This window comes from Longimicrobium terrae, assembly GCF_014202995.1.
GTDB lineage: Bacteria > Gemmatimonadota > Gemmatimonadetes > Longimicrobiales > Longimicrobiaceae > Longimicrobium > Longimicrobium terrae.
This window is the reverse complement of sequence record NZ_JACHIA010000002.1, coordinates 272010-292515: the sequence shown is the minus strand read 5'-3', so window position 1 is coordinate 292515 and position 20506 is coordinate 272010. Positions and strand designations below refer to the sequence as shown.

The window sequence follows — 20506 nt, the reverse complement described above, 5'->3', positions numbered from 1 at the left end:
GATCCGTGGCCGAGAACGGTCAGGCGGCGCGCGGGTGCGCCACGAACAGGTGCGCGGGCAGAATGTTCAGCGGCTCGAAGCTGCGGTCCACCTTGCCGAAGAACTTCTCCAGATGCCCGCCGATGGACGGCGCGAACTGGTAGACCAGGAAGGCGCCGCCGGGGTTGAGCACGGCGTTCGTCTTCTTGAGGATTTCTGCGCGCACTTCCGGCGGCATGGTGCTGAACGGAATGCCGGAGATGGCGTAATCCATACGGTCGTGCCCCAGCTTGCGCAGCTCCGCATCCACGTCCGCCGCGGAGCCGTGCACCACGTGCAGCCGGGGATCGGGAATGTTCTCGCGCAGGTACGTCACGAAGTCGTCGTTCATCTCGATGACGATCAGCGTGGCGTCGGGCCGCATCCGCTTGAGCACGTGATGGGTGAACGTCCCCACGCCGGGGCCGTACTCCACCACCACGCGGGCGCGGTTCCAGTCCACGTGCTTGAGCAGTCCTTCAATCGTAAAGCGCGAGCTGGGGATGACGCTGCCCAGCATGCGCGGATGCTTCAGAAAGTTGCGCGCGAACAGCGCGAGTTGGCCGCGGCGCGAGCCCGACGTTTTCTGCACTCGATTCATCCTCCGGGTTGGGGAACAGGGCCCGACGTCGCTCCTGAACGCGAAGCTCCGGGACGGGCGTACTGCAAATCTGAGACTTGTTGCGCGTCAGCACCAGAACCCCCCTGTGCCCACACACCGATTCAGCCCTTCTGTTACCAGTTTGGACGCCGGAAGGTCCTTGACGCGCCGCTGGCGGGGAATGATCATCATGGCCGCTCCGCCGATCTCCCGCCGCCGCCCCGCAACGCTCCCGCCCGCCCATGACCGACCTCGCCCCTTCACGCACCCACGGCCCGCTGGGCCCGCTCGCCATCTCGCTTTCCGGTGGCGGATACCGTGCCGCCGCGTTCCACCTGGGCATGCTTCGGCTGCTGCACCGGGCGGGGCTGCTGGATGACGTCGTGGGGCTCTCCACCGTGTCCGGCGGTACGCTGGTGGGAATGAGCTGGACCGTTAGCCTGCTGGACGGAGAATCCTTTCCGGACTTTCATACGCGATTTGCGGATTGGATGCAGCGCACCAACGTGATCGCGGATGCGCTCGACAGCCTGACGGAACGGCGGTCCGAGTCGCGCGATGCATGGCCCAGCCTGATCCGCGGCGCCGCCGGCGTGTACGACCGCCCCGATCTGCTCAACGGCCGCCGCTTCGGCGAGCTGCTGGCCGCGCGGGGACTGCCGCTCCGGCAGATCATCTTCAACTCCACGGAGTTCCACACCGGCGTCGACTTCCGCTTCCGCGTGGCGGAAAGCCCGCTGGCGCGCATCGGCAACGGCAACTACCGCGTGCCGCGCACGGTGGCGGAGCACCTGCGGCTGGCCGACATCGCCGCCGCGTCGTCGTGCTTTCCCGGCGGATTCGAGCCGATCGTCTTTCCGCAGCACTTCTCGTGGCCGAAAGAGTTTCCGCTGGCCGATGCGCTCCGGGAGCTGGGCCCGTCGTACGCGTCCGGGCTTCCGCTCATGGATGGCGGGATCTACGACAACCAGGGCATCGACGCTCTGGTGCTGGCCCTGGCGCGGTCCGACGCCGAAACGCTGCTCATTTCCGACGTGAGCGCACAGCAGACGGACATCTACAACGTCCCCCCGCCTTCCCACAGCCGCGGGTACCTGACGCTGCAGTGGGTGGCGCGTCTGGGATGGGTGCTGTTTCTGCTCGCGCTGGTTTCCGCGGTCCTGCTCGGGCTGGACGCGCTGCGTGCGATCGGTGACGGAAGCTGGAGGTGGACGGACAACTTCGTCTACCTCTTCCCCGGCTTTCTGGCGGCCGGCGTGGTGGCGGGACTGGTGTGGCTGCGCCAACGGTTGCAGACAGGCGCGGCACTCGTGCAGCGGGACGTGAGTGTCAACGTGTGGGACGCGGTGCGCGGGCTCACGGTGCCGGAAGTGCAGGAGCTGGTGGCGCTCCGCGTGAGTTCGCTGCTGAGCCTGACCTCGTCCATCTTCATGAAGCGCGTGCGCGGGCTGGTGTACAAGGGCGTGTACCGGGACGACAAGTACAAGGGCCGGCGCATGGCCAGCCTGATCTACAGCCTTACGCTGGACTGGCCGCGTCTGTACGGCCAGCACCCGTGGCTGCGGCCGTCCGCGGACCTGGTCGCGCTCGCGCGGTCGGTGTCGGCAATGGGCACCACGCTGTGGTTCGACAGGGATGTGCGGTTCGAGCCGCTGGACCGCGCCGGTCAGGCGACCACGTGCTTCATCCTGCTCAAGCACATCATCGAGGATCGTCCGGAATACGACACACCCGGCACACCGCTGAACGCGCTCTTCGAGCGGCTGCGCGCCATGTGGATCGAGTACAACGGCCCCGCGCAGCCCTGAGCGATTCTGTTGGCGGTGTCGGCATCTAGATGGTCGGCTGAGCCGTTCCGAGAGGATGATACACGAACGCCGGACCGATCACGGTCCGGCGTTCACTGCATCGTCGATGACGTGAACCGTCTGCGATGGCCGCTGCATCGCGGTCCGGTACACATCCAGCGTCCGCTCGGCGGTGGTGCGCCAGGTGAGGGGCGCGACAGTCTCGGCCGCGTGGTCGCCCAGCCGGCGGCGCAGGGCGGAGTCGGCCATCAGGCGGCGGACGGCGGAGGCGACCGCGTCCGGCGAGCGCGGCGGCACAATGACACCGTTCTCGCCATCGCGGATGAGCATCGGCGCGCACCCGACCGGCGTGGCGACCACGGGGAGGCGCTGGCTCATGGCCTCCACCGTCACCATCCCGAACCCCTCGTACGTGGACGGCATCACCAGCAGGTCGTGCCGGCGATACTGCCGCATCACCTCGTCCTCCCCCGCGCGCGGGATCACGCGGACGAACGGGCGCGCCTGTGGCGGGAAAGAGCCGACGACGGCCTCCTCCGCCAGCCCGGGGCCGAGCACCGTCAGCGGCGGCGCATGACCCGCATCCGCCAGCAGTCCCCACGCGCGGGCGAGGTACGGCGAGCCCTTCACCATATCCCACGATCCGCAGAACAGCACCCCGGCTCCGCGCGGCGCGTCCCATTCCGGCACGTCGGCGAGGAAACGGGTGGATACGCCGTGCGGAACCACGTGCACGCCGGCTGGCGGCTTCCATCCCTGCTGGACCGCGAAGTCGCGGTCGCCGGGGTTGAGAACGATCAGCGCGTCCGCGAGCCGCGCGGCGGCGGCCACCTGTGGCAGGCGGACTGTTGGATAGTAAAGGCGGCGCGTCCACGGCTTCGCGATCAATCCATCCGCCGCGTCGGCAACCGTGCGGGCGTAGTTCAGGTGCTCCAGCCCGTGCGAGCGGCTGACGATGGCGGGAACCGATCCGCCGGACAGCTTTCTGCGCAACGCGAACCGCCACCCTTCCCCGCTCGCGACATCCACCACGTCGTACGGGCCGCGTTCCTGGAACGCCCGGCGGATGGCCGCATCCGTAAGCCACGCCGAAACGGTCTGCCGCACGCGCCAGTTCTCCGGCCGCGCGCCGATCTCCGGCGCCATCAGCAGGTCGCACGCGTGCCCGAGCGCGGCAAACTCTTCGCGCAGCTTGTAGTAGACCTTGGCCGACCCCAGCCGCGGGTCCGCCGGATAGTCCCCGACCAGAAGGATTCTCACGGCGCCGCCTCTCCGTCTGCCAGCAGCCGGTCCACCGTGAGCCGCATGGAGAAGTTCGCCTCGTAAAACGCCTTCGTCCGCTCGCCCATGTCGTCTCTGGGTTGCGCCAGAAGCCGGTCCAGCGCGGCGCCCGCCATGTCCTCCGGGCGCGCGGCGTCCACCAGAGCGATTGGCCCTTCCCGCCACGTCTGATCCGTAAAGCGCCCGTCCGCCGTCGCCGTGGGCACACCGTTGGCGACACAGGCCATGAGCGTCGTCCGGCGCGTGTCCGCACCGTCGGGATAGGGCTGCAGCGCGGCGTCGGCGGCCTGCAGGTGGATGGAGATCTGCTCCGCGCTCAGCCTGTCACCGGCGGTCACCACGTCCGTGGAGGCGTCCAGAGCACGCAGACGCTGGGCGAACGCAGGCGCGCCGCGCCCCAGCAGCAGGACGCGGGCGGATGGACGCCGCCGCGCGACTTCGCGCAGCGCGGCGATGAGCATCGGCGCGATCAGCTCGCCGTACGTGCCGAAATGGACGAGCAGCGGTCCCTCCCTTCCCGCCAGCAGGCGCTCGCGCGTGCGACGCACGGCGTCCGGCTGAGGAACGAACGGGATTGTGGAGGGAATCGGGAGCGTGGTGATGCGCAGGTGCCGCGGCCCGAGCGGGCGCAGCAGTGGAATCCACGCCTCCGTGGAGACGTACGCGCGTGTGCTGGCGAGAAGCAGCAGGCTCGCCATCGTACGGTTGATGGCGGCAAGCAGGTTCCGTTGCGGCCGCTGCCATCCGAAGGGAAAGTACGGCTCGTGGAACATTGCGCGAACGTCGTCCCCGGCACGGCGGCGGGCGAGGGCCCACGCGCAGAACGCCACGTTCAGACCGCGCATTCCCATCGCCTGTGGCGCGTACTGGATGAGCAGGCGTCTTGGAGCGGGCGCCGCATCCAGCCCGGCGGAGAGCAGCCGCAGCCCGGCACGGTTGAACGCGGGAATCCGGTGCACGCGTGGCGCCTTCCGGTTGCCCGCCCCACCGTTATCCGCCAGCGCGGGCGCAGGGCCGCCGTCCGGCGCGCGCCCGGAGGTCCACACATCCACCGCTTCGCCACGCTCAGCCAGCGCGGCGGCGAGAAGGCGCGTGTAGTCACCGATGCCGCCACCGCCGGGCGGATACTCGCCCGTGATCAGGTGCCAGCGGCTCACGCGCCCGCCGCCACCGCGCGGGAAAGCACGCCCTCGAGCGCCGAGACGTGCCGGTCCAGCGACATCCGTTCGGCGACAGCGCGCGCACCGGCGCGCATCCGCCGCAGCTCGTCCGGATGCTGCACGGCGTGAACGAGTCCGTCCGCCAGCTTGTCCGCGGTGGGCGGATCGCCATCGGCCAGAAACCCGTTTACGCCATCGGTGAGCCAGTCGCCGATCCCGCCGACGTCGAATGCCAGCGACGGTACCCCGAATACGCCGGCCTCCAGTCCCGTCAATCCGAACGGTTCCGGCCACACGCTCGGCACGACAACAAGGGACGCCTGCCGGAACAGGTCACCGCGCGCGTCATCCGCCACCCAGCCCGTGAACGTCGCATCCACGTCTCGGGTGATCGCAAGCCGTTCCCACGCGGCCCGCTGCGGCCCGTCGCCCGCCATCAGCAGGGGGATGCGGATGCCGGCGCGGCTCCCCGCATCCGCCACGGCGCGGATCAGCACGTCGCCGCCCTTGATCGCCGTCATCCGCCCCAGGAACAGAACGCGGAACTCCGGAGGCGGTTCCGCGGGAACGCCTTCCACGGTCGGGAAAAGCGGGATGGCGTGCACCTGGTCGGGGCGCGCGCCGTTGCGGATGTATTCGTCCCGCAGGTGGCGGCTCGGGGTGACCATCGCGGCGTACCGGGCGAACAGATCGTTCTGCTCGTGCGCCCAGGCCCACTGTTTCGCGACATAGCCGGGCCGAAGCTGGCCGCAGCGCCGCGGCCCGTAGTGCGCCAGGCAGCCCACGCCGAGTGCGCGGTTGCACGTTACCGGGCGGGGCCAGAGGTGCGCCTTCTGTCCGCTTATGCACGTGCCAAAGTACCCGTGCATCATCTTGACGACGGGCACCGCCTCGGCGAGCCGCGCGTCGATCTCCAGCGGCCGCATGTTGTGGATGAATGCCAGCGATGGCTTCCACGCCAGCGCCGCGGCGATCGCGGCGTCCGCGCCTAGTTCATCGATGCAGAAATGCGGCGTTCCCGCGGGCGCGGGAGAGGGCTCGCCCGGGCGAAGGCGGTCCAGGTGCAGGAGCGCGAGTTCATGCCCTCGCGCCGCCATCGCGGGCATGACGGCGGCCAAGTAGTTCTGCACGCCGCCCGCGTCGCCGATGCCATCGTTTGCAAAGAGAATCCGCACGATCAGCGACCCGTGCCCGTGACGCGCGGGCCCACCATTCCCGTCCACCGTGGCACGAGGAGAAGCGACGGCACGCCGGGACCATCGCTGTCGTGAAGCGTGCGATACATCACGAGACGCGGACCAGGCGCAGGCACTCGCCTTCCAGCGCCCATGCGTCGGGAACCGTGCGAAGGGGCTCGGCGCGCAGACCCTGGATCCGCAGTTCCTCCATCAAGTCGGCGGGGGCCATGCCGCGCTCGCGCCACACCGTGGGGTGCATCTCCACGAAGAGTTCGAGCGGGTCCATGCGCGCGATCGTTTCGCGGGCACCGCGCAGCACCTCCAGTTCAAAGCCCTCGACATCGATCTTGATGAGCGTCGGCGATATGCGCTGCGTAGCGCAGAAAGAATCGATGGTCACCGTATCCACCGTCTCCGTCCCCCGCTCCCCCGCGGCGGCCAGGCGGCTGGTGCCGTGGTGCCCCGCCCCGATCAGCGCCGCCGTTCCGCCCTGGTCCGAAGCGGCTGCGCGCACGGGAGTTACCACATCGGACAAGCCGTTCAGCGCCACGTGCCGGCTGAGCCCGTCGAACGCCGCGGGCGACGGCTCGAACGCGAACACGCGCCCGCCGGGACGCATCCACTGCCCCATCAGCAGCGCGTATGCACCGGCGTTCGCGCCCACGTCCAGCGCCACGCCACCAGGGCGCGCGGCGGCGCGAAAGGCGGAGTATTCCACCGCGTTCCACGTCACGAAGCGGTACTCCGGCAGCACGCGCACCACCTCGCCGCCGGGGAGCGTGGACGACACGCCCCGCGATCCGCCCAGCGCCGCGTGGTAGGCGGAGCGTAGCCAGCGGCGCGGCCCGCTTTCGGGAACGAGCCGCGCCAGCGCCGCCCCGACCGCCTCCAGGGGCGAGCGGCGCCGGTATGCGCTGGATTCCGCGGTGTCGATCTCGGTCATAAGGGCAGTGCGAAAGTGCGAAAGTGCGAAAGTGCGAAAGTGCGAAAGTGCGAAAGTGCGAAAGTGCGAGAGTGGCTCTGTGACGGGAGACGGTGGAGGCGACTATCCCTTGGCGTCAGCGGACGCGCTTTCCGGGACCTGCTTCGCGGCTTCGTGCAGGATCGCGGAGAGGCGGGATGCGTATGTCTCCATCGACCCCACGCGCTGGATCCGGGCGCGCGCCGCCGTCCCCAGCCGCTGCCGGAGCGCCGCGTCGCCGATCAACCGGTCCAGCGACTGCACGAGCGCGCGGCCGTCCTCCGGATCCACCAGGAGCCCCGTTGCGGCGTGCTGCACCAGTTCCGGGATCGCGTTGATGCGCGTGCCGATGGCCGGAAGGCCCGCGGCCGCCGCCTCCTGATAGACCATTCCGAACGCCTCGCCGCGCGTAGGCATCACGAACACATCCGCGTCCCGCCACCGCTGGAACCACTCCGGCGTGTAGGCACGCACGCCGCGATGCACCCGCACCCCGCCCGCGTCCAGCGCGGAAACACCGGGCCAGTCCGTTACCAGGTCCAGCACGGCGCGCTCGGCGAAACCGCCCGCGCGCCACGCATCGAGCAGTTCCGGACCGCCCTTGCGCACCCAGTCCCCGCCGATGAACAGCACGCGCACCGCTGCGTTCGCTGGCCGGGCCGCGCGCTCGGCAGTCCATCCCGCGTCAAAGCCATCCAGCGGAACGGGATACGGCATCACGTGCACGCGACTGGCAAGCGCCGGCTGCGCACGGATTACGTCATCCGCGGCCCAGCGCGAAGTGGCGATCACGGCCGACGAGGCGCGAAAGACGGCCCGGTCCCATGCGGCGTTCGGCGCGTAATCCATCCGCGCGATGCCGGCCGGAACTTCGGCGCTCGCGAGGCGCTGGGTGATGTCGATGGACACCACCGACGGCGTGCGGCGCATCCGTCGCAGGCTGGCGTACGCGGCGGCCTGCGTGTGGAAGTGCATCACATCCCACCCCGCTCCCGCCACCTCGCGTGCACGGATGCGGCGCGCCGCGAGTACGCCCGCGTGCAGTTCGTGCCTCAGGCGCGCGCCGGTGAGCGCCCCCGCCGCGGACCCGGGTGCCGGTCCCACGCACATGACGCGACGGATGATCCGTTCGCGCGGCGTGAGGTCCGCGCTCAGGTCAAGGTGCTCCGCGGTGAGGGACTCGTCGCGCGCCGCGGCCTCGCGAATGAGCCGCGCGACCGAGGCGTGGCCAAGGATTCCGGAGTTGACGAAGAGGGCGCGGAGGGGCGGCATGGAGGGAAGATCGTGCGGGAACAGGGAATAGGGAATAGGGAATGGGGAATAGAGGGATTACAGGAGACTGTCGGAGCGGCGTTGGGAGCGGCGTAGCGTGTTGTGCGCGTTGGGGTTGAGACGCCGGACCCGATCCGCGGGAGACGCGTTCGGCACATCCGATTGTTTCGATGCGCGTCCGCGGCGGGGGCCCTCACCCCGCGTGCTGCGCACGACGACCCTCTCCCACGAACGGATGTGGGAGAGGGAGCACACACCCGTGTCGTGTGGGCCCCGAATGCAGTTGAAGCCCCAAACGGCGCCTGTGGGCGTCGTGTCGGGGGTTCCCGCTGTTTGAGCGGCGGATTCATTCGCTCAACAGACTGTGCCTCGGCCGATACTTTGCACGCCGCGCGGAACTCTCTTCCGCCCTGATCGTTCCCATTTCTACAGATCCGCCTTCGACAATGAAAAAAGGGCCGACACTCTCGTGTCAGCCCTTTCCCTTCCCGCCTCCGTTGTTCCCGCGCTCCCTGGGCCCCTTCTCCTGCCCGCGCCCCCGGCTGCGTCCATTTCCGTTTCCGTTGCCGCGGCCGTTTCCGTGGAGTGCGGGCGGGCGCGCGATGGGAACGTTGGGCCGGGGAACCACCAGCGGTTCGCGCGGCGCCGATGCGGGCATCGAGGGCAGCCGCGCGACCGGCACGTTCGCTGGGGACGGAGAAGGCGCGGCGGACGTGGACGGCGCCGACGTGGACGGCGCCGACGTGGACGGCGCCGAGGTAGACTGCCCCAGCGAGGAGGTGCGGCTTTCTCCACCGCCCCCGTCCTCCTCCGGGGAGTCATCGCGGGCGGCGACATCGGAGCCCTCCGACGCACCCGCCGCGGCCGAAAACTTCGCGGGAACCACCAGGCGCGTGGCCATGACGTGCCCGTTCCGCACCGGGCCCTGCACCGTGACGGAATCGCCCGGACCCAGCATGCGCGCGTCGCCCGCGCCGCCGTTCGCGTCCTCCACCACCGTCTCCGGGCCCACCACCACGCGCAGGTCGGGGAGAGCGGCGTCCGCCGGGCGCAGCAGGAGCGCGCCGGACTTGGCGAACCATCCCAGCACCGCCCCGTCCGCATCTATCCGGGCCGGAACGCGGTCCGCCGACGCCATCCGCAGCCCGTTCACCATCAGCACGTCGGCGCCCTCCAGCTCCACGGAACGCGGAAAGGCGAGCCCGGTGGACGGATCCACCCGCAACCCGGCAAGAACCGCCCGCGCGCCGTCCGGAAGGCTGCCCAGGTTCAGCGCGCCCACGGTGTCGCCGCCGCGCACCAGGCGCATCTGCACCGGGCCCGACGACAGGTCGCGCACGCGAAACCCGGCGCTGTCCGCCGGCTCGCTGCGCTGCGACTCCACGATCCACACCCCGTCGGGCACCGCCGCGCCCGGGGCGAAGGTGCCTTCCACCGTCGCTCCGCCCCCGCCGCCGCACCCCGCCAGCGCCGCCGCCAGCACCACACCATGCATTCGCATGACGGCATGGCGGGCAGCAATCGTGCCGGTTACGAGCCCGCCTCGTTGCGCGTGGCGAACCACGGCGCCGGCGTGCGCTCCATCCGGCTCAGCACCAGGTGGTACGCGTCCAGCATCCCCCGCTCAAACCCGTCCACGCACCCCCACAGGTACAGGCGGAACAGGCGGTACACCGGCTCGCCCCAGCGCTGAATCACCATCTCGCGGTTGTTGTCCAGGTTGCGCGCCCAGTGCCGCGTGGTCAGCGCGTAGTTCCAGCGGTCGTTGACCACGAGCTCCGCCTCGAACGGCGAGCCCGCCACCGCCTCCATGTACTCGTGCAGGCACATCAGCGAGCCGTTGCCGCGGTAGATGTGCTTTTCCAGAAAGGTGGATACGGAGTGCTTGATGCGGTGCGCGCTGGCATCCAGGTACACCTTGCCGCCGGGCTTGAGCAGCGTGTCGTAGTGCTTGAGGGTGCGCGGATAATCGGGCAGGTGCTCCGTCACACCCAGGTTGACGATGGCGTCGTACTTTTCCGCGGGATTGTGCTCGAAGAAGTGCTCCATCCGCACCTCGCACGGCAGCTGCTGCGCGTCGATGATCCCCTGGATGAAGGCCCGCGACGGCTCCGATATCGTCAGCGAGGTCAGGCGGATGCCGCGCCGGCCGGCGTGCTCCGTCATCGCCCCCCAGCCCCCGCCGATGTCCAACACCCGGGACCCCGCACGCGCGCCCACGGCCTCCAGCGCAAAGTCCAGCTTGCGCGTGATGGCGTCTTCCAGCGACTCGTCGTCATGGCTGAAAAAGCCGTGCGAATAGCAGCGGTGCCGCCGGTCCATGAAGGCCAGAAAGAAGGCGGGATCTCTGTCGTAGTGCTCCGGCACCAGCGCCCGGTCTGCCTTCACCTGCCCCATCGTGAGCGGGCGCAGGAACCGCATCACGTACTGCAGCGGGTGCTTGTCGCCAAAGGCGTGGCGGACGGGAAGGACGCGGAGCAGGTCGCCTTCCACGTCCAAGTCGTTGCGCACGTACGCCTCAGCGATCGCCGTGTGGTCCATCGACGCGAGCGCGGCCATCCCCTGCCCGTTGCGGATCACCAGCGTGGCCTCGGGCTCGCCGGTGCCGAACACGCGCAGCGGGCCCTCCGCCGTGCGCAGCGCCAGCGGCGGGCGGCGCTCCTCGGGAAGCGCGGCATACCGTTGCTGCAGTCCGGAAATCATGCGGTCGAACGTACGCGCCATGCACTCCTCCTGGGGATGCGAGGTCGGCCGACGGGATCGGCCATGTAGCAGGGACCGGGCGGGCGCCCGGCGGTGCGACCAAGATAATCAGCCAGAGCTGGATTGGAGAGAGTCTTGTCGGCGAACGTGTATGGTTTTCTCCACGCTGGCGTGAACTGCACCCTCCGCATCCACCAGATCGACGTGATAGACGCGGTCCGTGGTGGCGGATTCCGTGAGCGCCGCGCGGATGGCGTCGAGTTCGGCGTCGTCGATGACGAAGCGGGCATGCAGCGTGGTGCGGCCGGGGCGGCGGAAGCGGATGGACGCGGCCTTGTCCCACACCACGTAGCCCGGCCCCAGCGCGCGGATCAGCATGATCATGTAGATGGGGTCCACCGCGCCGTACATGCTGCCGCCGAAGATCGTCCCCACGTAGTTGCGGGTGCGCCAGTTGAGCGGCAGGCGCAGGCGGATCTCGCGCCAGTCATGGGAGATGTGGGTGATGCGCCCGCCCGTTCCGCGATAGGCGGGAAACAGGTTGAATCCCCAGCGCGTCACGCGCGTGCGCATCGACTCAGGCATCCGCGACGATATTCAACCGCTGCAGTGCATTGCGAAGCGCGACCTCAAACGACCCGAGGTGAGAAAGCGTGTAGAGCCCGTCGATATCTTCCGAATCCCATAGCGCGTGAATGCGGCGGAGATCCGCTTTGCGGTTCCGCCACCCGATACCATCGACGACCGCAAAGACGTACTGCCGAGGCGCCCGGACGGCAGCCATCCGGGCAATCTCGGTCACTGCGTCAGTCAACTTGCTGCCGGTAGAGTTGAAGCCCTTCATCGCGACCACAATCTGTGCGCCGGCACCACCGTGCGGGATGGCGAGGTCGCATGGCGCATCTTCGCCACTGCGGCCGACGAAGCGCGTCCGCACGGCATACGGTACCCCGATCCGCTTGATGACTGCTTCTACCTCATCCTCAACCCCGCGGCCCCGCCCGACCGCACTGGTCGCCGTTCGTCGAGACCACAGGAACCGCTCCACAAGCACATCCGCGAAGGTCCATGGGCGAGAGAGCTGAGCTTGCAGCTGCGTTACGAGCCCGAACTCGCCGTCCAGAAATGCGATCAGTTCCGCCGGTCGGGTCCGGGCCAGGGTCACCCATCCTGAAGTATCCAGCCGATGGGAGAGCTGGTTCTTGAACTGCTCCTGCGTCAATCCAACACAGGTCGCCAGAATGGGGACTGAATCCGGATACGTCTGTACGAACGCGCCCAGCGATTCCCGCGTCAGCGGCCCGATCTCTCGCAGACGCTCCACGAGTTCGGTGATCTGCTGCTGCATGACCGCGTCTTCGCGGACAGGACGGCTGAGGCTCTGGAGTGCGGCCACGAACTCGTTGAAAGGAAGCGGAGCCGCCATTCATCTACCTTGCGACAAAGATGTACTCATCCACCGAACGCCGTTGGGCAGCCGCGTGCGTTCCGAATGAATAGGTGTGTGGAATCGAATACACATCCACATGTGCTTTCTCAGCTCTGAGAAGAGACATGATCTCATCCGGCCCCGGGACTGAATTCGAGCTGTACGACAGCACCAGAGTTCCCCGGCGGAAGTGATTGAACGTGGCGCGCAGAGCCTCCCGGATCGTACGCTTTGATCCAAAAGGAGTATGCTTCTTCTCGATCTTCTTGGTCGCCGTGTGCTGCATGATGGTCTGCCCTTCCCAGTAGACGGACAGCCCTTCAAGAAAGTGGTACCGCTTGATGTAGTCGTTGTCGTCCTTGGGCGGCGCATACGGCGGGTCCAGGTACACCAGATCGAACCCGTCAGGGTCCAAATCGAACACATCTCCGCAACGTGCCTGATTCCGCTTCCCATTATCAAAAACGGCGGAATTGTAGTCCGCCACCGCCGTCACGAACTGCTCCCGCAGGGGTGTTCGAAGACTCTTCCGGCCATCGTCATACCGGAAGTCAGTGACGGTGAATACTCCGCGGGGCTGCTTTCGAGCAGCCGCGAGACAAAGGGCGGATATTGCGACTGCGCGCTTGTACGGCGGAAGCGTATGCAGATGGGACCACACGGAGTCGAGAAACGCGTGGTCTTCGGCCGGGAAATAGAGCCCGTTGAACGTCCGCTGGATAAAATCGCGCCCGTCCGCGTTTGGTGCGAGCAGCGACGCAATATCAGCGGGATTCAACGTGGCCTCCTGATTCTCCACGAGCGCCCTGGCCACCGTCGATGGAAAGGAAAGGAAGTCGTTGGTGACGACCTCCACTCCCATTTCCTTGAGTGCATAGCCGACCACTCCGCTGCCGCTGAAGGCGTCGAGCGCTCGGCTGAATTCCAGGCGCGAGAAGATGCGCGACAGGTGAGGAATAACCTTGTATTTGGAGCCCATGTACCGCAGCCGGGGATACGCCCGCGAGCGCGGAAGCGCTCTCTCGGCAATGCCCAGATCGAGTTGCAGTGTGGGGACCATGGTACCGCCGGGAGAGAGAGTCAGGGTCGCGGATCAGAGGTGTGACCCGACGCAGCACTCAAAGCTGACAGCGTGCTCCGATCCCGGCAATCCCTTGCGCTAAACTGGTCCGCGAGGTGGCGCGTCAGTCTCGATGGACTGCGGCTCCTCGTCCGCGGGGGGAAGTGAATCCATCCCTTCCAGCCGCTGCACGAACACGCGTCGCACCCGCTCCACCATGGCGTCGGTGTTTTCGCCGCGCGTCACTTCCACCGGCGCCTCGAAGTACACGTCGATGGTCGCCGGGCGCACGATGAAGGTGTCGGGCCGCATGATGTCGTAGCTCCCCGTCACCACCGTGGGGATGATGGGAATCCCCGTTTCCTGCGCCAGCACGAACGCCCCCTTCTTGAACGGCTGTAGCCGCCCGCTGCGCGACCGCGTTCCTTCGGCGAAGATGACGACGACGCTGTTCTCGCGCCGCATCTGCTCCCCCGCCCTGCGCAGACTTTCCACCGCGCGCTCGCGGTTGCTGCGGTCGATGCTGATGTGCCCCGCCGCCCGCCACGCCCGCCCGAAGATGGGCACCTTCTCCAGCTCCTTCTTGGCGACGAAGTGGAAGTCCACTTCCAGCAGCACGGAGATGGCGAAGATGTCGAACCACGACACGTGGTTGGCCGCCAGGATGAACGGCTGCCCGGGCTTCAGGTTTTCCGTTCCGTGCGCCACCGCGCGGCATCCGCTGGCCCACATGGCCACGCGCGCCCACTGCCGCGACCAGCGGACGAACAGCCGCCCCTTCACGCCGAACAGGCTCAGGATGATGGCCGAACCGCCGTACAGGATGGTGGCCCAGAAGGTCCAGAAGACCATCCACAGGGCCCGGATCACGCCAAGGATCATGCTTCCCCCCGAAAGTGCTGCCAGCCGCCGAGTTCCATGGGCGTGCGGTGCCCCTCCGCGTCCACCCACCACACGCCGTCGCCGCCGCCCGTGCGCCCCACGCAGGTGAGCGCCACCCCGAACGCGGCGTGAAACGCATCCGCGTGCGGCGCTACCGCGCCCGTGGGCGCCGTCAGGCAGAGCTCGTAGTCTTCGCCACCGGTGAGGGCGGCGCGGACGGTGCGCGGGCGCGAGCGGCTGCGGGCGGCGGGGTGCACGGGAAGCAGTTCGGGAACGAGGAGAACCGCCAGCCCGCTGGCGGCCGCGATGTGCGCGGCGTCGCCGGCCAGGCCGTCGGACAGGTCGATCATCGCCGTGGGGCCCACGCGCTCCGCCAGCCAGCGCGCCTCGCGCACGCGCGGCAGCGGCCGGGCGAACCGCTCGCGCGCGCCGCGGCGGGGCTCCTCCCCCGCGAGCATGGCGGACACGAACGCCGCCGCGCCCCCCAGCTGCCCCGTGACCCACACTTCGTCGCCCATGCGCGCGCCGGAGCGCAGGACGGGATTCGGCGCCTCCCCCACCACCGTCACGTCGATCACCACGGGCCCGGGCGAACGCGTCAGGTCGCCCCCCAGCAGTGTCCCGCCGACGGACTCCACCGCCTCGCGGCACCCGGCCATCAGCGCCGGCGCCAGCGCATCCGCCTCCTCCGCCGGGACAGCGAGGGACACGAGGATGCCGATGGGCCGCGCGGCCACCGCGGCCAGGTCGCTGAGCGCCGCCGCCGCCGCGCGCCATCCAATCTCCGCCGGCGACAGCCATTCGCGGCGAAAGTGCACGCCTTCCACGCTCATGTCGGTGCTGAGCGCGATGCCGTCTCCCGCCACCACGGCGCAGTCGTCCCCCGGCCCCACGCGCACGTCCGGCCGCACGGCCGAGCCGCCCGCCAGAAAGCCGCGGATGAGGTCAAACTCGGGCCCGGGCGCCAGCGGCGCCGCGGCGGCCCTGCCAGGAGGGCGGGAATCGCGCATGACGGGGAAGATAAGTGCGAACGTGCGAAACGAAAGTGCGTGAGTGCTGGGTGCGTGAGTGCGTGAGTGCGCCGGCGCCGGCGAGACGGAGCCGCCGGAGCGCGCCCCCCCGTCCGCGTATCCGCGGGACGAAAAAGGTGCGGGAGCGCGAAGAACCCTTCGCGCCCCCGCATCCACTACCGCACTAACGCACCCAGCACTAACGCACTTCCCGTCCTCAGTACGCCGGGGGATCGCTGGCCGGGAAGCTCTCGATGGAGCCTTCCGTCACCTTGCCCTCGTTGGTCTTGTGCGACGACGGCGTCACCGCGCCGGCGGGCAGCGCGCCTTCCACCGCCTCCGGCTTGTCGTGGCCGCCCAGAAGCTGGCGCAGCACGTACTGCAGAATGCCGCCGTGGCGGTAGTACAGCACCTCCTGCGGCGTGTCGATGCGCACCAGCGCCTGGAACTCGCGCACCGCGCCGTCCTCGCCCGTGGCGCGAACGGTGACTTCGCGCTGCGCCAAGTTGGTGCGGATCACTTCCGTCACGCCCACGATGTCGAAGTGCTCGCGGCCGGTCAGCTTCAGGCTCTGCACGCTCTCGCCCGGCATGAACTGCAGGGGAAGAATGCCCATCCCCACCAGGTTGCTGCGGTGGATGCGCTCGTAGCTTTCCGCGATCGCAGCCTTGATCCCCTGCAGGTACGGCCCCTTGGCCGCCCAGTCGCGCGACGATCCGCTGCCGTACTCCTTGCCGGCCAGCACCACCAGCGGCGTGCCGTCCGCCTGGTAGCGCATGGCCGCGTCGTAGATCGTGGTGATCTCTTCGTCGGGGAAGTACGTGGTGAAGCCGCCTTCCGTCCCCGGCGCCAGCTCGTTGCGGATGCGCACGTTGGCGAAGGTGCCGCGCACCATCGTCTCGTGGTTGCCGCGCCGCGCGCCGTAGCTGTTGAAGTCTCTGGGATCTACCCCGTGCTCGATCAGGTACCGGCCCGCGGGCGAGTCCTTCTTGATCGATCCCGCGGGAGAGATGTGGTCCGTCGTCACCGAGTCGCCCAGCAGCGCCACCGCCCGTGCGCCGGTGATGTCGTTCACCGACTCCGGCGGCTCCTTGGACATGTTCTCAAAGTACGGCGGCTGGCGCACGTACGTGCTGTCGTCCGCCCACTCGAAGCGGTTGCCCGCGGGCACCGGCATGCTCTGCCAGCGCGCGTCGCCCTCGAACACGCCCTCGTAGCTGCCGCTGTACATGGCGCTGTCGATGGACGACTGAATGGCGGCCTGCACCTCCGTCATGGTGGGCCAGATGTCCTTGAGGAACACCGAGCGCCCCTGCGGATCCGTGCCGATGGGCTCGTTGTACGGATCCCAGTCCACCCGGCCCGCGATCGCGTACGCCACGACGAGCGGGGGCGACATCAGGAAGTTGGCGCGCACGTCGGAGTTGATGCGCCCCTCGAAGTTGCGGTTGCCGCTCAGCACCGAGCAGGCGACCAGGCCGCCCTTCTGGATCGCCTCGCTGATCTGCTGCGGCAGCGGTCCGCTGTTGCCGATGCAGGTGGTGCAGCCGTAGCCCACGGTCTGGAAGCCCAGCTTGTCCAGGTACTCCGTCAGCCCCGCCTTGTCGTAGTACGCGGTCACCACCTTGCTGCCCGGGGCCAGCGACGTCTTGACCCACGGCTTGCGGGTCAGGCCGTGCTCCACCGCCTTCTTGGCCAGCAGCCCGGCGGCCATCATCACCGAGGGATTGCTGGTGTTGGTGCAGCTGGTGATGGCGGCGATCACGACGGAGCCGTGGTCCAGCACCGCCTCGGCGTCCTCGATCAGCACGCGCTGCGCGTCGGGCGATGCGTCGCTGCCCTCGCCCCACACGCCCACCTTGTCCGCGCCCTCGCCGCTGTCCGCGTTGGCCGCGTCCTTGTGGCTGTCCGCCGTCCCCTTGTTGGGCTTCAGCGAGGGAAGCACGTCCTTGAACGCCTTCTTGGCCTTGCTGAGCGGAATGCGGTCCTGCGGGCGGCGCGGGCCGGCGATGCTGGGCTCGACGGTGTTCAGGTCCAGCGTCAGCGTGTCGGTAAACACCGGCTCCGGCGAATCCGACGTATGGAAGAGCCCCTGCTCCTTCATGTACGCTTCCACCAGCGCGATGCGCTCGGCGGGGCGGCCGGTGAAGCGCAGGTACTCCAGCGTCACCTGGTCCGGCGGGAAGATGGCGCAGGTGGCGCCGTATTCCGGGCTCATGTTGCCGATGGTGGCGCGGTCCGCCAGCGCCAGGCTGGCGATGCCGGGGCCGTAGAACTCCACGAACTTTCCGACGACGCCCTTCTTGCGCAGCATCTCGGTCACGGTCAGCACCAGGTCGGTGGCCGTGGCGCCTTCCGGCAGCTCGCCCTCCAGCTTGAAGCCGATCACTTCCGGAATCAGCATGCTGATGGGCTGGCCCAGCATGGCCGCCTCGGCCTCGATGCCGCCCACGCCCCACGCCAGCACGCCCAGGCCGTTCACCATCGGCGTGTGGCTGTCCGTTCCCACGCAGGTGTCCGGGTACGCCTGCGGAAGCCCGCCGGTGCCCAGGTTGGGATTTTCATCCGTCGAAAACACCACGCGCGACAGGAACTCCAGGTTCACCTGGTGCACGATGCCGGTGTTGGGCGGCACCACCTGGAAGTTCTGAAACGCCTGCTGGCCCCAGCGAAGAAAGGCGTAGCGCTCGGCGTTGCGCTCGTAGTCCAGCTCCACGTTCTGCTCAAAGGCCTCGGCCGTGCCGAACGCGTCCACCTGAATGGAGTGGTCGATGACCAGTTCCACCGGCTGCAGCGGGTTGATCTTGGACGGATCGCCGCCCAGCGTGGCCATGGCGTCGCGCATGGCCGCCAGATCCACGACGCAGGGCACGCCGGTGAAGTCCTGGAGGACGACGCGCGCCGGGGTGTAGGCGATTTCGCGGTCCGGCGGCGTGCGCGGGTCCCACGCGGCCAGCGCGGCGATGTCGTCGCGCGTGACGGTGATGCCGTCTTCGGTGCGCAGCAGGTTTTCCAGCAGAATGCGGAGCGAGTATGGCAGGCGCGAAACGTCGATCGCTTCGCGGCTCAGCGCGTCCAGGCGAAAGATCTCGTATTCGCGCTCGCCAACGGTAAGCGTTGAGCGGGCGCCGAAGCTGTCGGACATCACGGTCTCCTGAGTGGAATCCGGAAAAATTCCCCGTTGAGTGGGGTGCGCCCCGCCGCCCTGGTCATCCGGCCGTGCGTTCTGTACGGCGGAGCGCATTCCGGCGACAGTTTAGCCCCATCCGCACCCGCCCGAAAGACGTGGCCGGGCCTGATTTTCACACGATGCGGAGCGGAGCGTGCGCGCCGTGTCGCAAGCCGGGTTCCAGCGCTCCCGCTCCGGCGTCCCAGGCACGGCGCGTGAGCCCGCGCGCGCCACCCCCACTGCCCGGTCGTCAGCACAGTTCGCCTCGTCCGGAGCGGAGGAAAATCCGTCCACTGCCCTCACGCGGGGGTCGCGGAGGTTCGCGGAGGGACGCGGGGAATTGAGGGGAACGGCGGAATGCAGGTTGATGGATGATGGGACAGCGGATGGAAAAGCTGCGGGCAATCGACCGAATCCGGGTTGGTGGATGGCGTTGGAGTCCGTGGATGCGGGGCGGTCGGGTGCGCGATGGGGCCCGACGCATTATCGTTGGGGCGGCGGCGGGCACGGGTCCGGCGCGCCGCAGTGCCAACCTTTCTGGATGAAGAGATCTGGATGAGCCGTGAAGTGATCCTGATCGGGGACAAGGTCCTGATCAAGCCGGAAGAGGACAACGCGCAGACGCCGTCGGGGCTGTTTCTGCCGCAGGGGGTCGCGCAGAAGGAGCAGGTTGCGTCCGGCACCGTCGTCAACACGGGCCCCGGCTATCCGCTGGGCGAGGCCGCCGCCGAGGGCGAATCGTGGACCGGCCGCACGCGCACGGACCTGCGCTACGTGCCGCTGCAGGCGCAGAATGGCGACCACGCCATCTTTCTCAAGACGACGGCGGTGGAGGTGGAGATTGACGGGGGCAAGTACCAGATCGTCCCCCACAACGCCATCCTCCTCCTCATCCGCGACCGCATCCCGCTGCCGTAGGTCTGCGCGTTCGTTCCGGTTGATGCAAGGCCGGCCTCCCGCGCGGGCACTAAGGTCCGGCGCCGGATGAGGTCGGCGCGGACCCGGTCGGTGCGCGACCGAGATCGGCGCGGATGACGTGCATGGGTCCAGATGGAACGCGGGATTCCGAGCGTGAGGAGAAGACGAGGCGAGCGGCGGCCTCTCGTCCGGCGGTTGAAACCGCGCCTCGAAAGACACGAAGTCCGCCTCCGCGGACTGCGTCGGCAGTTATGATGCGAAAGTGGCCGCTCCCCGTAAGGGAGTGGCCTTTCGTCGTACCAGAACCACCTGTGTCCGGATGTGTGTCGGCGTTGACAGCACAGAGTGGACGGGGTAAACTGGACGGCATGGAAGCGGGTTCTGTTGCGGGGCAGCGAGCCTCGTCCCGGCGGTTGAAACCGCGCCTCGAAAAACACGAAGTCCGCCTTCGCGGACTGCGGGGCGGACTCTGAACGGTGAGGAGAAGGGGCGATGCGCGACCGCTACTCACGGATTTACGTGCACCTGATATGGGCGACGTGGGACCGGCTCTCTCTCATCAATGCGGAGATCCGCGCGCCGATCTACAAAGCGATTGCCGAGCAGGCACGCCGGGCGGGGTGTGAGGCCATGGCCGTCGGTGGAACGGCGGACCACGTGCACGTCCTTCTGAGTCTTTCTACCGCGGTGTCGATCGCGGATGTCGTGAAGAGCATGAAGGGCGGCTCCTCGCACCTCGCCTCGCGAGTGCTGCGTCCGGGAACATTCTTCAAATGGCAGGGCAGCTACGGATCGTTCTCCATCTCGCAGACACACGTTCCGGCGGTCTCGGCGTACATCCACAACCAGGAACGCCACCATCGCGAAAACCGCCTGAGCCGCGTATTGGAACGCCTCCCATCCCGCTGACGCCCACCTCCGGGCCGGCGCACTGTCCGCCCCGCCCCGCCCAGTCCGCGAAGGCGGATTTCGTGTTTTTCGAGGCGCGGTTTCAACCGCCGGGATCGATCTGCGGGCTCGCTCCGAACCGAAACTCACGCAAAACCTTCCGCTCTG

General features: G+C 68.4%; 17 protein-coding genes. 3 read left to right on the top strand and 14 right to left on the bottom strand.

What is annotated here, in order from left to right; translation table 11 throughout:
• Positions 1 to 19: 19 nt before the first annotated feature.
• On the bottom strand, positions 20 to 619 hold the full coding sequence (locus tag HNQ61_RS04830) for a class I SAM-dependent methyltransferase (RefSeq protein WP_170037806.1): 600 nt from the start codon (positions 617 to 619) through the stop codon (positions 20 to 22).
• A 242-nt stretch (positions 620 to 861) separates the two neighbouring features.
• Between HNQ61_RS04830 and HNQ61_RS04825 the strand changes: the two genes are divergently transcribed.
• The gene (locus HNQ61_RS04825) at positions 862 to 2427 is read left to right on the top strand and encodes a patatin-like phospholipase family protein (RefSeq protein ID WP_170037807.1); all 1566 of its coding nucleotides are present in this window, start codon (positions 862 to 864) and stop codon (positions 2425 to 2427) included.
• 78 nt (positions 2428 to 2505) lie between these two features.
• Here the strand turns inward: HNQ61_RS04825 and HNQ61_RS29150 are convergent, their stop codons facing one another.
• From HNQ61_RS29150 to acnA, 13 genes are all read right to left on the bottom strand, one after another.
• Entirely contained in the window at positions 2506 to 3687 is a 1182-nt protein-coding gene (locus tag HNQ61_RS29150; protein ID WP_170037808.1) for a glycosyltransferase, read from the bottom strand.
• Complete coding sequence (locus HNQ61_RS04815) at positions 3684 to 4865, bottom strand: glycosyltransferase (RefSeq protein WP_170037809.1); 1182 nt, start codon at positions 4863 to 4865, stop codon at positions 3684 to 3686. The genes HNQ61_RS29150 and HNQ61_RS04815 overlap by 4 nt, the downstream gene beginning before the upstream one ends.
• Positions 4862 to 6043 carry a glycosyltransferase gene (locus HNQ61_RS29485; RefSeq protein WP_170037810.1) on the bottom strand — a complete coding sequence of 394 codons (1182 nt, stop codon included), beginning with the start codon at positions 6041 to 6043 and terminating at the stop codon, positions 4862 to 4864. The genes HNQ61_RS04815 and HNQ61_RS29485 overlap by 4 nt, the downstream gene beginning before the upstream one ends.
• A gap of 109 nt (positions 6044 to 6152) precedes the next feature.
• On the bottom strand, positions 6153 to 6989 hold the full coding sequence (locus HNQ61_RS04805) for an FkbM family methyltransferase (RefSeq protein ID WP_170037811.1): 837 nt from the start codon (positions 6987 to 6989) through the stop codon (positions 6153 to 6155).
• A 102-nt stretch (positions 6990 to 7091) separates the two neighbouring features.
• Positions 7092 to 8279: a glycosyltransferase family 4 protein gene (locus HNQ61_RS04800; RefSeq protein ID WP_170037812.1), complete on the bottom strand. Its 1188-nt coding sequence runs from the start codon at positions 8277 to 8279 to the stop codon at positions 7092 to 7094.
• Positions 8280 to 8751: 472 nt separating this feature from the next.
• Positions 8752 to 9780 carry a hypothetical protein gene (locus HNQ61_RS04795; RefSeq protein WP_170037813.1) on the bottom strand — a complete coding sequence of 343 codons (1029 nt, stop codon included), beginning with the start codon at positions 9778 to 9780 and terminating at the stop codon, positions 8752 to 8754.
• Positions 9781 to 9809: 29 nt separating this feature from the next.
• Complete coding sequence (locus tag HNQ61_RS04790) at positions 9810 to 11003, bottom strand: class I SAM-dependent methyltransferase (protein ID WP_170037814.1); 1194 nt, start codon at positions 11001 to 11003, stop codon at positions 9810 to 9812.
• An 87-nt stretch (positions 11004 to 11090) separates the two neighbouring features.
• A complete protein-coding gene (locus tag HNQ61_RS04785) occupies positions 11091 to 11567 on the bottom strand; it encodes a DUF4442 domain-containing protein (RefSeq protein ID WP_170037815.1) in 477 nt (158 codons plus the stop codon).
• Entirely contained in the window at positions 11560 to 12408 is an 849-nt protein-coding gene (locus HNQ61_RS04780) for a hypothetical protein (RefSeq protein WP_183685521.1), read from the bottom strand. The genes HNQ61_RS04785 and HNQ61_RS04780 overlap by 8 nt, the downstream gene beginning before the upstream one ends.
• Positions 12409 to 12412: 4 nt before the next feature.
• The gene (locus tag HNQ61_RS04775) at positions 12413 to 13471 is read right to left on the bottom strand and encodes a DNA adenine methylase (RefSeq protein ID WP_170037816.1); all 1059 of its coding nucleotides are present in this window, start codon (positions 13469 to 13471) and stop codon (positions 12413 to 12415) included.
• A gap of 99 nt (positions 13472 to 13570) precedes the next feature.
• Positions 13571 to 14353, bottom strand: a complete 783-nt coding sequence (locus tag HNQ61_RS04770) for a lysophospholipid acyltransferase family protein (RefSeq protein ID WP_184430705.1) — start codon at positions 14351 to 14353, stop codon at positions 13571 to 13573.
• Positions 14350 to 15363 (bottom strand): thiamine-phosphate kinase, encoded by a 1014-nt coding sequence (gene thiL, locus HNQ61_RS04765; protein WP_170037818.1) that lies wholly within the window; start codon positions 15361 to 15363, stop codon positions 14350 to 14352. The genes HNQ61_RS04770 and thiL overlap by 4 nt, the downstream gene beginning before the upstream one ends.
• Before the next feature lie 217 nt (positions 15364 to 15580).
• Positions 15581 to 18508: an aconitate hydratase AcnA gene (acnA, locus tag HNQ61_RS04760; protein ID WP_170037819.1), complete on the bottom strand. Its 2928-nt coding sequence runs from the start codon at positions 18506 to 18508 to the stop codon at positions 15581 to 15583.
• A gap of 579 nt (positions 18509 to 19087) precedes the next feature.
• Between acnA and HNQ61_RS04755 the strand changes: the two genes are divergently transcribed.
• Both HNQ61_RS04755 and tnpA read left to right on the top strand, forming a co-directional pair.
• Positions 19088 to 19450 carry a co-chaperone GroES gene (locus HNQ61_RS04755; protein ID WP_170037820.1) on the top strand — a complete coding sequence of 121 codons (363 nt, stop codon included), beginning with the start codon at positions 19088 to 19090 and terminating at the stop codon, positions 19448 to 19450.
• Between the two features lie 492 nt (positions 19451 to 19942).
• Positions 19943 to 20359: an IS200/IS605 family transposase gene (gene tnpA / locus HNQ61_RS04750; RefSeq protein ID WP_170037821.1), complete on the top strand. Its 417-nt coding sequence runs from the start codon at positions 19943 to 19945 to the stop codon at positions 20357 to 20359.
• The last annotated feature ends 147 nt before the right edge of the window (positions 20360 to 20506 follow it).